Here is a 13,603-nt window from a genome sequence, read left to right as displayed (position 1 = left end):
TGTGGTCCCGGGTGCTCGTGCGGCTGCCAGAGCGGCGGCTCCTGCCAGTGCGGCGGCAGCTGCCACTGACGCTTGACGCATGTCACTCACGGGCAGGGCCCCCGACCGGTAGCACACCGGTCGGGGGCCCTGTCCGTCCACGCGGCGGCACGCACGCCGCCCGCGGGGGACTACTTCTTCTTGCCCTGGGACTTTCAGCCCCGCTCGTGGAGCTGGTAGTTCCCACGGTCATGCCTTGGCGAGCAGCGATCGAACGGCCGTCATTGGTCGTTGCCGGTCGCCATGGGCCACCCTTCGACGGCCCCCAGACGGCCCCTGACAGCTCCGACGCTCAGGCAGCTTCGAGCAAGTGACGGCCGTCGTGAGCGCGCACGTGCGGCGTCGCCTCGGGCCCCAGGGCATCCAGAACGCGGACGGCATAGACCTCAGCCATCCACTTCTCGACTTCCTCCGGCGTCAGCCATTCCACAGCGGTGGATTCTGCCGAAGTACGCTCTTCGCCCTCCACCGGTCGGCACCGGAAGACGAGAGCGACGACGCCCAGGTTCATGTTCTTGTACACGCCGGTCAGGCGCTCAACCTCGACGCGGATGCCCGTCTCTTCCAGCACCTCCCGTATCGCGCCGTCCTCCGGCCGCTCATCGAGCTCCAGGACCCCGCCGGGGGGCTCCCACGTGCCATTGTCGGCACGCCGGATCGCCAGAACGCGGCCGTCGTCACGGACGACCACACCAGCGACCGAGACAGAGTGAAGCGGCATAGACGCGCCCTCCAGGTACCGTTGCTTATGTACAGGAGCATAGGAGGAACTGAAGGACATGGGCCCCACGCCTTCCAGAGATTCCGGTAAACCACGGTACCTACAGATCGCTGACGACCTCGTTCAGCAGATCGAGCACCAGATCCTGCCGCCCGGGGAGCAGGTGCCCAGCGAATCGGACCTCATGAAGAAGTACGGCGCGTCTCAGGGAACAGTCAGGAAGGCGATCGCTGAGCTGCGCGCGACCGGTCTAGTGGAGACGCGGCACGGCAAAGGCTCGTACGTAAAGCGACGCCCGCCGGTGCGCCGCAAGTCTTCCGACCGGTTCCGCCGGTCGCACCGAATGGCCGGCAAAGCCGCATATCTGGCGGAGGCGGAGCAGGCGGGGAGCAAGCCCAGCGTGAGCGTCCTGTACGTCGGCCCCGCCGAAGCCTCCGAAGAGATCGCGGAAAGGCTCTCGGTACCTGTCGGCGAAAGGGTGCTCGCCCGGCGCCGCCTGTACTTCAGCGACGGGATCCCGACGGAGGAGGCGACGTCCTACCTCCCCTGGGACATCGCCAAAGACATCCCCGAACTCTTCGAGGAGAACCCTGGGGGCGGCGGCATTTACGCCCGGCTCGAGGAGCACGGCCACAGGCTGAAGGAGCTGACAGAGACCGTTCGGGTCCGGCTTGCCACGAAGCAGGAGATCTCGGCGCTGAGTCTGAGCCCCGGCTCCCCCATCATCCACTTGACGCGCAACGCCGAGTCCGAGTCGGGGCGCGTGGTGGAGGTCTGCGACACGTTCATGGCTGCTGACCAGTTCGTTCTCGAGTACCGCATCCCGGCCGGCGACTGAGCGAACCCGCTCCCGCCCCAACCCGTCGCGCAGCTTTCGGCGCGACGGGTTGACTCATATACAGGAGCCGGGCACTCTCTTAGATGGCACTCCTGCACATGAGTGCATGAGTGCAGGTGCTTCGCTGCGCCTGGTCGCCCCGAGAGCCCCGGCTCGAAGGACGCGCCCGCTTCTTGAGAACTCAACAGTGTGCCGACCCAGCCACATGAACACGTGTGGTCGATGGGTGCGGGTTACCACCCCGACTGCCCATGTCGGGCCGGGTGACCTGCCCGGATCCGCCCCGCGTGGGCGGTGACTGGCATACGTGATCTGAAACCACAGAACGCTCCGTGGGCCGTCCGCCCACGTTTGAGCACCAGTGCTCACGGTCCCCGATTCCTCCGTCTCTGACGGCCGGAGTCGGGCGGCCGTGGCCGCTCGTGCTGATCGAGTAGCCGTCCCCAACGCCGCGCGGCCCCGGTGATGCCACACCGGAGCCGCAAGGGCCGTTCCTGCTGAAGGGAGCACGACCCGTGAAGACCATCGATCTCTTCCCGGCGGTCGTTACCGCCGATGCCGTGGAGCCGACGGCAGCTGAGCTGGACGCCATCGAGGCCGAGATGCCCCTGACGCTCGCTGAGGTGGAGCTGCTGAACGTCGAGATCAGCCTGCTGGACCGGCCGCTGTCGGAGCTGGACACCCGGAGGCTGCGCCGGGCCCGCCGCCGAGTGCTCGCCGCGCTTCGGGCGCTGACGAACAGGCCGGCTGTAGGGGGTGCGGCGTGATCCGCCTGATCACGCCCCGCCGGCTGGAGAGCCTGCTGGAGGAGACGCACAAGGCCCGTCTGCGCGCCGCTGAGATCCGGGCGCAAGCAGAACGTTCGCTGCTGGCCCGCATCCATGAGGTGTGGGATCTGACGGTGCGGGCGGAGGCGGCCGAGAGCGAGGTGGCGAAGCTGCGACGCGCGCTGGAGGAGAAGCCTGCCGTGGTGGGGCGGTGGCTGCTGCTGCACTACGGCCAGCCGCACAGCATCCACCGCACCCTGCAGGCCGCGAAGGAGCGGGCAGTCATGCACGGCGCCGCGTCGGACGGCTGGAGGCCGTCCTCCGCCGCTCGGCCGGCGGCGGAGGACACCTGGCGCACGGTCCCGGTGATGGTGAAGGAGGGACACGATGCGTTCCTTCCTTCCTGACCTGTTCCCCATGTCCGGACCGTTGGCCTGGGGGCTGCCGCTCGTAGCGGCGATCCTGGTGCTGGGCCTGGCCACGTGGGGCGTGGGTCGACTGCGGAAGTCGGTATGGCTGGCGGGGATCGGCCCGCAGGCCGTGGTGGCGCTGGGCGGCGTAGCCGTCTCCATTCACGGTCTATGGGGCTTCGCCACCGACACCTGCGCCCTGCCGACCGTGCTCGCAGTTGCGTTCATCGCGGTGTTCGACGCGGCCGAGATGACGCTGCTGGTGATGATGTACCGGGCGGCCGACCCGGACGTGGGGTGGACGCGTGAGCTGCGGCTCATGCACCGCACCGCCTGGACACTGGTTGCCTTCTCCGCCGCTATGAACGCCATTCACGCCCCGAACTGGTGGGCACGTCCCGTGCTGGCCGCCGTCCCGGCCCTGGCCGCATGGCTGATCGAGCTCCAGCTCCGCAGCAAGCTGCACCACGCTCGCGCAGGTGAGCACGAAGAGACCGCGCGTCCGGGGCCAGTGCGGCTGGTGGCGCTGTTGTGGCAGCACGGCTGGGCGAGTCTGTTCGCCGTGCTCGGGCTGGACGCGCGCAGTTCTTCTTCCGCGATCGCCCGGGCCGCGCTCGCTCAGCGGGCGGCCCTGCGTATCTACCGCCTCCGGCTCGCCCTGGACACCGCCAGGCCGGCCAGGGTGCGACGGCTGCGCGGCAAGGCCCAGAAGGCCTTGGACCGCGCGGACGTGGCCACCGACACGGGGCAGTCGCTCGCGCTGGTCCGTCGGCTGGGAGCCCTGACCCGCGCGGAAGAGGTCGCGCAGCTGGACTACCGGGACACCGCTGCGGTCCTGACCCTGATCGAGGATCTCGCCATCACCCCCGCCGCTCAGCGTCTGGAAGCCTCCGCGCTCGCCGCGCAGGCCCAGACCGCGCGGCAGGAAGCGGAGGATGCGCGGCAGCGCGCGGAAACCGCGCGACAGGATGCCGAGACCGCGCGACAGCGTGCCCAGGACGATTTGGGTGCCGCGCGGCGGGAGCTGGAGACAGCGCGGGGAGAGCACGCCGCGCTGGTGGCCCGTGGCGAGGAGGCCGACGGGCAGGCGGAAGCCGCGCGGCAGCGCGCGGCAGAGGCTGAGCACCGCGCGGAGAACGCGCGGCAGGAGGAGACGGCCGCGCGACGGCGCGCGGAGCACATCCTCAAGGACGCCGGGCAGCAGGTTGACGACCGCCAGGCCCGCGCCGATGACCTGGCCGTGAAGCTCCGTGAACTCGATTCCCTGCACCAGGCCCGCATGGCGGCGCTGGCGCAGGTCAACGGGCAGATCGAGGAAGCCGCCGTCCTGCGCGACCGCCTCCACGGGGACTTGGCCGGCATGCGGCCGCAGGCCCCGGATGCCGCGCTGAGCGGGGACGGTCCGGTGTGGAAGTCCGAGGCAAAGCAGGAAGGCTGGACCTACTACCTGCACCGCCTGACAGCCGACGGGCACGAAGAGCCGAGCGCGGCCGAGATGGCCGCCAAGTTCGGCGTGGATCCTGGAAACGCCCGCAACTGGCTAAGGGACTTCCGTGCCGCGCGCGCCGCGCAGCTTGCCGCGCACCAGCCGCGCGCCCTGGCCGCGATCAACGGTCATGACCTGACCCCGGCCGGCTGATGGGCGCCCTTCCCGTCTACCGGTGGCGTCTGGCCCCGGAGGGTCTGGCCACGCGCCGTCAGCTTCGCGTGCTGGGTTTGCGGCCCGGTGGGCAGGAGGTGGCGGCGGAGCTTCAGCGCCCACGGCGTGGCCGTGGGCCGCTGGTGGCCTACCTCTACCGCATCGACGCGGCCAAGCCGGTCCGGCCGATGACGCCGGCCCGGCAGGCCGCTCTCGGCAAGGCAATGGCCGCCCGCCGCACCTGCCCCGCCTGCCGCGTGGATGTCGGGTACTGCATCCCGCCGTCGCTCGGCGTATGCGTCACCTGTGCCGACGCGGCCGCTCCTGTCCTGGCCGCTTGAGCCCTCCAGTCCCGAGCCCGGTCCCCGCTGAGGTGCCCGGCTCACCCACTCTCGCCTTCCGGGAGTTCCTGTGACCCCTCGTACAACGACTGTCCGCATCCCGCGCCAAAGGCGCGGGCGCCGCTCGAGCGAGCCGTTCGTGATCGTCGTCCCCGAACGGATCCCGCTCTCGCATGAGCTGCTGTTCTTCATCGGCCGGAAGCTGTGGGCACACCGGCGCGGGCTTCTCCCGCTGCTGCTCGCCTTGGCGGTCCTGCTGACCACGGCCCTGCTGCACGCGATGGCCTGGTGGTCGGGCCTGGTGCTCGCCCCCGTCGCGGCCGCGCCGCTGGTCTGGCTGGTGACCGTGCATCGCCGCTACCCGACCGAGCGAGCCACGGTGCGTTTCTGGCGCGTGGCCCTCGCGCTGCTGTCGACCACCGCGCTCGCCTGGGCGGCCATGGCCGCCGCGTTCGGCCCGCTTACCGGACCCCTGGGCGGTTGGTGGCTGGCGCTGGTGATCGCTGCTCATCTCGTCTGGTTCGTCGCCCGCCCGCTCCCTGCGTCTAAGGAGACTCGATGACCTCCCGTGGCTTTGCCGCCGGCGACCCGTACGCGGGGGCCAGCGGCTTCAAGAGCAACAGCACCAAGTTCAACTCCAAGAGCTTCGGGGCGACGTTCTCCCCCGGGTTCACGGTGAACGTCAACACCGCCGGCAGGGGCGGCGGAAGCCCCGCTGCGGCCCACCGGGGCGGCTCCCCCGAGTTGCTTCCGCCGCCGGAGTTCACCTCCCCGGCCCAGGTGCGGAACTACTGCAACAGCCTCCGCGCCGCAGCGGTGACCCTCGCCATCGAGGTGGCCATGGGCGCCGAGATCCTCAAAGGCGTGCTCGCCGCCGTTCCGGACCCCGACGGCCGGCTGGGCGCGTCGCGGCTGCGCGCGCACAAGGTGGCTCGCAAGCTGCAGCGCTCAGGCGACGCGTTGCGGGACGCGGCGAAGAACGCGGCGGCTGCGTACGCCTCGTTCCAGCAGGAGTACGAGGAAGAGATCAATCGTGTCCGGCACCGTGCCCGGCGCCCCCAGGTGCCGCGCATGGACTGGGCCCAGCAGTAAGGGGGAGCGGCCATGCGAGACATGCGTGAGCGCAGTACCGCTGAGCAGCAGCACGAAGAGCAGCTGCGGGGCGCCTCCGATGGTGCCGGTGTCCGGGCGTACCTGCTGCATCGGGCCAAGCCCCACCTTCCGCCCTGGCTCGGGGTCGGCGGGGCTGGCCTGGCCGGTGCGCTGGGCAGCCTGAAGTGGTCCGAGAGCGTGGCGGCTGGCGTGGGCCTGACTCTTGCTTCCGTCGCCCTCACGGGCGCCACCTGGTGGGCGGCCCGGTCGACAAGCCAGCAGAGGCGTCTCCACTCGGCCATCACCGTGGCCGCAGGTTCCGCCTGGGTCACGGCCGCGTGTCTGGCGGGGCCGACGGCCGGGCCGCTGCCGGACCTGTATCTGATGGGCGGCCCGGTCGTGGCGCTGTCGTGGAACGTCCGCATGCTCATGCGGCGGAGCGTCGACGGCGCTGCTGGTGAGGGCGCGGACAAGGGGCTGCTGGAGAAGGTCGGCCTGGCCCGGGCGCAGATCGGTGCGGTGAAGGTGGACCCGAACCGCGTCACCGCGCCGATCGAGCTGGAGGCCGGCGAGCAGACCAACGACGACGTGACCAAGAGCCTCTCGAGGCTCGCGTCCGCACTGGACCTGCCGACCACGGCCATCCGGTACCAGCCGGACCCGTCCTCGGCCCGCCGCGGCGAACTGGTCATCGTCCCGGAAGACATGCTCGCGGAAGCGATCGAATGGATGGGGCCGTCGAACCTGGGCGGCTCCATTGCCGAACCACTGGTCATCGGTCGCTACGACGACGGCTCGCCGCTCCTGCTGTGGCTGCCCGGTGACCCGGAAGCCGGACGCAACTCGACCCACGTGCTGGTCGCGGGCGTTTCCGGTTCCGGCAAAGGCGACACGGCGCTCAACCTGCTTACCGAGATCCTCTCTCGCTGCGACGTGGTCGTCTGGATGTCCGACCCGAAGATGTTCCAGGACTTCGGGCCGCTGCGGCCTGGTCTGGACTGGAGCGTGGAGGGCGGCTCCGGCACCGAGGTCATGGTGGAGGCCATCAAGGCCGCAATCCCGGCCCGGACCCGGTGGCTGGGTGCCCACGGCTACCGCCAGTGGCTCCCCGAGGCAGCCCAGACCCAGACCAGCCCTAAGCACTCCTGTCGCAAGGACGGCACCGCGTGCGGATGCCCCGGCATGCCGTTCCTGGTGGCGTGGATGGAGGAGGCCGCCAACACGCTGCGAGCGCTGGGGGACGACGCGTTCACCGGCATCGCCCAGGAAGCGCGCTCCGCCGGCATCGCCCTGGTCGTCTCCCTCCAGCGCCCCAGCTACGACCAGATGAGCACCAGCACGCGTGCCTCCCTGCCGTCCGTGATCGCGCTGGGCTGCGACCCGCGCGACGAGGGATTCTCCCTTCCCGAAGCAGTGCTGGACGCCGGGGCCCACCCCGGCGCCTGGGGTAACCGTCGCCCCGGCTACTGCTACACGGTCAGCCCCGGCATCCCCGAGGACCGATATCCCTCTCCGGGCCGGACCTTCAACTTCACAGTCCGTTCCGTGTCCGTCCTGGAGGTGCTGGCCTCTTGGGCCCAGCGCAACGGAGCGACTGCGGGCCCTGTCACCGCCCAGGCGGCCGCCAGTGTCGCCGGGCAGCTCTACACCGGCCGGGCGGCCCCCGGTACCGATCAACCGGCCCCAGCATGGGCCGGCGAGGGGGAGGGCGAGATCGAGATGGACGGCGGCCCGCTGATCGACCCCGAGGACACCCACCTTGACCCGGAAGCCGACCTGCCCAGCGCCGAACCCGGCGACGACGCCCCGCTGTTCGGGCAGGACACAGGCCGCAAGCCGTCTCCCGAGGAAGCCCGGCAGCTACTCGCCCAGGCACTGGCCGAGTTCGAGTCCGAGGGCCGAATGATCGTGGGCCCGAAGGACTTCACCGACTGGTGCGACGCGAACGGCTACAGCCGCCCGTGGGTCTCCGCACGGCTGAAGGAGGCGGCCCTTGAGGGCCGTCTGGAGCCGACCGCCCAGACCGGCCGGTGGCGGATCGTCCCTGCTCTGACGGCCGCCTGACACCTGACACCGTCACGACGGCCTGACACCCAAACCCCTAGGCAGACGCGCCGTCACACGCCGTCACGCGGCCCCTGACACCGCCCCGTGACACCCCCGGCGGCCGTGCCTGACACCCCCGCCCATGCGGCCCCGCGCCACCCGGCGCGGGGCCGCCCTCGCAACCGTAGGGAGCCCTGCCATGCCCCTGCCCGAACACCCGCCCACCACCCATCACCCCATCCCGATCACCGAGCCCACCCCCGCCCCGCTCATCCCCGTCCAGCCTGGCCCGCTGCCCGACGTCCAGACGATCCAGCTTCCCGACGGGCGTCTGATCACCGGCTACGCCCTAACCCCCGTCCAGCCAGAACTCGCGCCCGTGCCGGTGGTGCGGCCGGTCCCCTCATGGGCCAAGACCACCGCGCTCCTCGCCCCCACCGTCGGCGGCGGCATCGCCGCAGCCGGCTACGGACTCTCCGCCGCCGCGCCCGGGCTGATCGCCGCCGCCCACGCCCTGTGGGCCGCCGCAGCGCTCCTCGTGCTGGTCCCCCTGGGCGCCGTAGCGATCCTCCGCGCCGTCTGCGGCCGACCCCGCGAGGAGCACACCGAGACCACCCAGATCGTGCAGGTCACCGCCACCGGCCTCTTCGGCCGCGCAAACGGCACCATCAACAACCGCTGAAAGGACTTCGCGTGTTCGACGACGCCTATTGCGACGAGTGCACCGACTACGGCTGCCCCGGCCACGTGCTGTGCGACTGGTGCACCGGCGACATCTGCAACGAGTGCGGCGGCTGCGACTGCCCCGACTCGCCCTGCCCCGGCTACCTCGCCCACTACACCGGCACCGAATAACGAGGAGACCAGCATGTCGTTCGGAGAGACCCCGATCACCGTCGTCGGCAACCTGACCAGCGACCCGGAACTGAGGTACACGCCTTCCGGCCAGGCGCTGGCGAAGTTCACCATCGCCGCGACCCCGCGCACGTTCGACCGGGAGAACAACCAGTGGAAGGACGGCACGTCCACCTTCTTCCGCTGCGCCGCCTGGCGGACCCTGGCCGAGCACATCGCGGGATCCCTGGCCAAGGGCTCCCGCGTCGTGGCATTCGGCCGCATCCGCCAGCACAACTGGCAGACCCCCGAAGGCGAGAACCGCTCCATGCTCGCGCTGGAGATCGACGACATCGGCGCCAGCATGCGCTTCACCACAGTCACCATCGACGGCAAGCGCACCCAGTCCGCGCCAGCCAGCGACGCGTGGGCCACCGCTGGATCTCCGGCGCCCGCGCCGGCCGGTGACGAGCCGCCGTTCTAGATCCGCCCGGGGCGACCGCTCCGTCTCGCCAAAGTCGCACGGTCGCCCCGGCCAACCAGCCCACAACAGACCTGTTGGAGGCATCCAGCATGACTCAACCCGACCCCATCCGGCGAGCACCCCACCGCATGGCGCTCCTGGACGCCGCGTTAGCTGCCGCCGAGCACGGCTGGCGCGTCCATCCCCTCCGCCCGAGCGCCAAAGGCTCCGCACTCCACGGAGAACGCTCCTGCCCCCGCATCGGCGAATGTGCCGATGGGCACCGCAAGTGGGAGCAGCGCGCCACCACCAACCCCGATCGCATCCGCGCCGCCTGGGCCGCCGGCCCGTTCAACGTCGGCATCGCCACGGGCCCCTCGAACCTCCTGGTCGTCGATCTGGACGTGTCCAAGGAGAAGAGCGAGAAGGACGCGCCTGACGGCGCGACGTCCTTCAAGGCGCTCTGCGAGCGCGCCGGAAAGCCCTGGCCCATCACCTACACAGTGCGGACGCCCAGCGGCGGCATGCACCTGTACTTCCAGACCCAGCCCGGCACCCGCCTGCCCTCCACTGCCGGCACGTTCGCCCCGCACATCGACACCCGCGCCTGGGGCGGCAACATCGTCGCGGCAGGCAGCATCACCAGCTTGGGCGCCTACGAAGCCATCGTCCCCGGGCCCGTGGCGGAACTGCCCGAATGGCTCTTGGATCACCTCCACGCCCCGCCTGAGCCTCCAAGGCAGCCCGGCCCGCTCCGGATCCCCGGACGGGGCACCCGGCGGGCCGAAGTCGCCCTGGACCGAGAGGTGGCCGTGGTCCGGGCAGCGCCAAAGGGCCAGCGGCACAAGCTCCTGCTGGCACGCACCATCGCCATCGGGCGCTTCGTGGCCTGGGGCGACATCCCCCGCGACGTGGTCGAAGAGGCGTTTGGGGCGGCGGGGGAGTCCATCGGGCTGTCTCCGGCCGAATGCCGGGCGACGATCCGCGATGCTCTGGCCTACTCCGCCCGGACCTGCCGGCCCCGGGAGACGGCATGCCCCACAACCCGCCCCCGCCCGAACCCCAAACGCCGTCTTTCACCGCTGCCCAGCAGCACACCGCCAACAGCACCGAGCCCCTGCTCAACACGTGCGGCCGAGGAAAGGCCGCCCGTCAGGGCGTCCTTTCAGCTTTTCGTTCTGACCGGCACCTGATCGGCCACGCGCGCCACAGCACCACCGACCCGACACCGGACAGGCCCGGCATCCGCATCTGCGCCCCGCCGGTCTACCGCTCCCACGACGACGGCGCCCGCTGGTCCAAGCACTACGGCGCCACCCCCACCGCCGCCTACGTCTGCCCCTGCGGCGAGACCGGCACCGCCGCCGGAGAGCACGCCGTGGCTGCCCTGGTCACCGAGTACGAGGCCCACAAGCACTTCTGCACGGGAGCTCCCGCCGCCCCCGCAGAAAGGAGGAACGCCGCATGACCGAGCAGCCCATCGACGGCGCCGCACTGCTCGGCGAAGTCGAAGCTTTCCACCGCCGCTTCAATGTCTTCCCACGCGAAGCGGCCTATGTCGCCGTCGCCTTGTGGGACGCCCACGCTCACCTTCTCGACGCCTTCGACAGCACACCGCGCCTGGCCTTCCTCTCCCCGGAGCCCGGGTCCGGTAAGTCCCGCGCGCTGGAGATCGTGGAGACCCTCGTGCCGCACCCCATGGTCGCGGTCAATGCCTCGGCCGCCGCACTCTTCCGGGCCGTATCCGGGAGTGAGGGGCGGCCGACGATCCTCTTCGACGAGATTGACACCGTCTTCGGGCCCAAAGCCGGGGACAACGAGGAACTACGAGGCTTCCTCAACGCCGGCCACCGCCGCTCCGGAGTCACCTACCGGTGCATCGGCGACGGCGGGAACCAGACCGTACAGGCATTCCCCTCCTACACCGGCGTCGCGGTCGCCGGACTCGGCTCCCTGCCCGACACGATCCTGACCCGCTCCGTCATCATCCGCATGCGCCGTCGGGCCAGGAACGAGCGCGTGGAGCCCTACCGACAGCGGCTCCACGAGAAGGAAGGCCACGTCCTGCGAGACGGACTCGCCGCCTGGGCTGGTCAGGTCCGCGAGCAAGTCCGCGACGCATGGCCGGAACTGCCCGAAGGAGTCACCGACCGCCCCGCCGACGTGTGGGAGCCGCTGCTCGCAGTCGCCGACGCCGCCGGCGGCGACTGGCCCAAGCGGGCCCGCTCCGCCTGCGCGGAACTGGTCAAAGCCTCCCAGGTCGACGACAAGGGCAGCCTGGGCATCCGGCTGCTCACCGACCTACGCGACCACATCATGGTCGGCGTCGATCGCCTGCCCACCATCGCCGTCATCGACCGGCTTAACGCCCTGGAAGACGCCCCCTGGGCCGACCTCCAAGGCAAGCCTCTCGACTCCCGCCGCCTCGCCCGGATACTCGCCGAGTACATGACGGCCGACAACGAGCCCATCACCTCCCGGAACATCCGCACCTCCGGCGGAGTCCTCAAGGGCTACTACTCCGCCGACCTACACGACGCCTGGGCTCGCTACTGCCCGCCCCATCCCCAGCAGCCGCTACAGGCGCTTCCCCCGCTACAGCCCAGCTCAGAGCACATTCCCGCGTAGCGGCACACCTTCGATGTAGCGGCTGTGCCGCCGCCCCCGCCAGGACGCCCGGCAGTCCCGCCAGAGCGCACCTGAGCGCGCCGTAGCCGCTACATCTGCCCGTCCCGCTACGCAACACACGCTGCTGACCTGCGACGTAGCGGTGAAGCGCATGTAGCGGACATCTCATAAGGGGGTGGAAGCTTCACCCCGTCGCTCCACAAAGGAGAGACCCCATGGCATCCGCCACCGAGGCGTTACGCGCCGGTCTGCCGGACCGCTACCTCACGCCCGAAGACGTCGCCGCCATCTTCGGCGTACCGCTGGAGACCGTCTACCAGTGGCGCAAGAAGCGCACTGGGCCGCCCGCATTCCGTGTCGGCAGGCACCTGCGCTACGACCCTGTAGCCGTCCATCGCTGGACGGCGGAGCGCATGGCCGCCGACGCGGCCGCGTAGCGATACCCCCCAGACAACACACCTACGCCGCTGGGCGGGGCCACGCCGGTCCCGCCCAGCGGCGTTGTCAGAAGGGACCACCACACTCCATGGCAGGCCACATCCAAGACCGCTGGTACAAGACCGAAACCGGGTCCGGCGGCAAGCCCAGACGAGTGAAGACCGAACGCCACGGCACCGGCATGCGCTACCGCGCCCGCTACGTCGCCCCCGACGGCACGGAGAAGAGCAAGTCCTTCCCGGACGGCCAGAAACGCCTAGCCGACCAGTGGCTGGCCCACATCGAGGCGGACATGTCGCGGGGCCAGTACGTCGATCCTCAGTTGGGCCGCACGACCTTCCAGCAGTACGCCGAGAAGTGGCTGCCGACCGCAGCGAACGACCCGAACACGGAGGCGTCCATGGCGTCACAGCTCCGCCTCCACGCTTTCCCGTATCTCGGCTCGCGCCCGCTCGGGTCGTTCCAGCCGGAGCACATCCGCGACTGGGTGAAGCGGATGGAGCAGAACGGCGTCGCCGGCGCCTACGCCCGGACCATCTACTCCAACGTCCGATCGGCGCTGAGCGCCGCCGTCGATGACGGTTACCTGCCGCGCAACCCGTGCTCCGCTCGCTCGGTAAAAGCGCCGACGGTAGAACGGAAGCGTGTCGTGCCATGGTCGCCGGAGCGCGTGTTCGCCGTACGTGCCGCGTTGCCCGAGCGGTACCAAGCCATGGTGGATCTCGGTGCAGGCTGCGGGCCGCGCCAGGGCGAGATCCTGGGCGTGGCCGAAGACGCGATCGACTTCGACACCAACACCCTGCACATCGTCCAACAGCTCAAGCTGAGCCGGAGCAGGCCCGTCTTCGCCCCGCCCAAGGGCAGCAAGCTGCGAGACGTGCCACTGCCCGGCCCCGTTGCCGATGCCCTGCGGGCTCACCTGAAGCGATTCCCGCCTGTGGAGATCACACTGCCGTGGAAGACGGCGAGCGGCCCCCTGGTGACCAAGCGCCTGATCTTCACCGGCCCCATGGGCGGCCAAGTGTGGAGAACATCGCTGAACGACGACGCCTGGAAGCCCGCTCTCGCGGCCGCCGGCGTCATCCCTCCCGCGGAGAAAGGCGACAGCTATGCAGCTGCACGCGAACACGGGATGCACGCCCTGCGGCACTTCTACGCGTCCGCTCTGCTGGACGCGGGCGAGAGCATCAAAGCCTTGGCCGAGTACCTCGGGCACTCGGACCCGGCCCTGACCCTGCGCGTCTACGCGCACCTCATGCCAGGCAGCCAAGAGCGCGCCCGCAGAGCCATCGCAGCCGTCTACGAGTAGACGAACCACGACGCCGCCAGACCTCCGAAACTCGGCAC

The 13,603-nt window shown here is 70.5% G+C and carries 16 protein-coding genes; 15 read left to right on the top strand and 1 reads right to left on the bottom strand.

From position 1 onward, the window contains the following. Positions 1 to 331 precede the first annotated feature (331 nt). Complete coding sequence (locus tag J1792_RS08485; protein WP_207246930.1) at positions 332 to 760, bottom strand: NUDIX domain-containing protein; 429 nt, start codon at positions 758 to 760, stop codon at positions 332 to 334. A 58-nt stretch (positions 761 to 818) separates the two neighbouring features. On the opposite strand from J1792_RS08485, the gene J1792_RS08480 reads away from it, so the two are divergent. From J1792_RS08480 to J1792_RS08410, 15 genes are all read left to right on the top strand, one after another. Further along, positions 819 to 1,598 (top strand): GntR family transcriptional regulator, encoded by a 780-nt coding sequence (locus J1792_RS08480; protein ID WP_207246929.1) that lies wholly within the window; start codon positions 819 to 821, stop codon positions 1,596 to 1,598. 515 nt (positions 1,599 to 2,113) lie between these two features. Beyond that, positions 2,114 to 2,365: a DUF6284 family protein gene (locus tag J1792_RS08475; protein ID WP_207246928.1), complete on the top strand. Its 252-nt coding sequence runs from the start codon at positions 2,114 to 2,116 to the stop codon at positions 2,363 to 2,365. Further along, on the top strand, positions 2,362 to 2,772 hold the full coding sequence (locus J1792_RS08470) for a hypothetical protein (protein WP_207246927.1): 411 nt from the start codon (positions 2,362 to 2,364) through the stop codon (positions 2,770 to 2,772). The genes J1792_RS08475 and J1792_RS08470 overlap by 4 nt, the downstream gene beginning before the upstream one ends. Continuing rightward, positions 2,753 to 4,414 (top strand): hypothetical protein, encoded by a 1,662-nt coding sequence (locus J1792_RS08465; RefSeq protein ID WP_207246926.1) that lies wholly within the window; start codon positions 2,753 to 2,755, stop codon positions 4,412 to 4,414. Before J1792_RS08470 ends, J1792_RS08465 begins: the two co-directional genes overlap by 20 nt. Next, complete coding sequence (locus J1792_RS08460; RefSeq protein WP_207246925.1) at positions 4,414 to 4,755, top strand: RRQRL motif-containing zinc-binding protein; 342 nt, start codon at positions 4,414 to 4,416, stop codon at positions 4,753 to 4,755. The genes J1792_RS08465 and J1792_RS08460 overlap by 1 nt, the downstream gene beginning before the upstream one ends. A 139-nt stretch (positions 4,756 to 4,894) precedes the next feature. Then, complete coding sequence (locus J1792_RS08455) at positions 4,895 to 5,317, top strand: hypothetical protein (RefSeq protein ID WP_307842923.1); 423 nt, start codon at positions 4,895 to 4,897, stop codon at positions 5,315 to 5,317. Then, positions 5,314 to 5,847 carry a plasmid transfer protein TraA gene (traA, locus tag J1792_RS08450; RefSeq protein ID WP_207246923.1) on the top strand — a complete coding sequence of 178 codons (534 nt, stop codon included), beginning with the start codon at positions 5,314 to 5,316 and terminating at the stop codon, positions 5,845 to 5,847. The genes J1792_RS08455 and traA overlap by 4 nt, the downstream gene beginning before the upstream one ends. A 12-nt stretch (positions 5,848 to 5,859) precedes the next feature. Further along, complete coding sequence (gene traB, locus J1792_RS08445; RefSeq protein ID WP_207246922.1) at positions 5,860 to 7,911, top strand: plasmid transfer protein TraB; 2,052 nt, start codon at positions 5,860 to 5,862, stop codon at positions 7,909 to 7,911. Positions 7,912 to 8,092: 181 nt separating this feature from the next. Beyond that, entirely contained in the window at positions 8,093 to 8,575 is a 483-nt protein-coding gene (locus J1792_RS08440; protein ID WP_242645480.1) for a hypothetical protein, read from the top strand. Between the two features lie 11 nt (positions 8,576 to 8,586). Then, positions 8,587 to 8,748, top strand: a complete 162-nt coding sequence (locus J1792_RS08435) for a hypothetical protein (protein ID WP_207246921.1) — start codon at positions 8,587 to 8,589, stop codon at positions 8,746 to 8,748. Between the two features lie 13 nt (positions 8,749 to 8,761). Next, positions 8,762 to 9,211 carry a single-stranded DNA-binding protein gene (ssb, locus tag J1792_RS08430; protein ID WP_207246920.1) on the top strand — a complete coding sequence of 150 codons (450 nt, stop codon included), beginning with the start codon at positions 8,762 to 8,764 and terminating at the stop codon, positions 9,209 to 9,211. Positions 9,212 to 9,300: 89 nt separating this feature from the next. Next, entirely contained in the window at positions 9,301 to 10,383 is a 1,083-nt protein-coding gene (locus J1792_RS08425) for a bifunctional DNA primase/polymerase (RefSeq protein WP_307842922.1), read from the top strand. 271 nt (positions 10,384 to 10,654) lie between these two features. Next, entirely contained in the window at positions 10,655 to 11,818 is a 1,164-nt protein-coding gene (locus J1792_RS08420) for a DUF3631 domain-containing protein (RefSeq protein ID WP_207246919.1), read from the top strand. Positions 11,819 to 12,033: 215 nt separating this feature from the next. Beyond that, positions 12,034 to 12,255: a helix-turn-helix domain-containing protein gene (locus J1792_RS08415; RefSeq protein ID WP_207246918.1), complete on the top strand. Its 222-nt coding sequence runs from the start codon at positions 12,034 to 12,036 to the stop codon at positions 12,253 to 12,255. An 89-nt stretch (positions 12,256 to 12,344) separates the two neighbouring features. After that, positions 12,345 to 13,565, top strand: coding sequence for a tyrosine-type recombinase/integrase (locus J1792_RS08410; protein ID WP_207246917.1), 1,221 nt, complete (start codon positions 12,345 to 12,347; stop codon positions 13,563 to 13,565). The last annotated feature ends 38 nt before the right edge of the window (positions 13,566 to 13,603 follow it).

Source organism: Streptomyces triculaminicus (assembly GCF_017349075.1).
GTDB classification, from domain to species: Bacteria; Actinomycetota; Actinomycetes; order Streptomycetales; family Streptomycetaceae; genus Streptomyces; species Streptomyces triculaminicus.
Note: the sequence above shows the minus strand (reverse complement) of the source record. Positions and strands in the feature narration are given on the sequence as shown.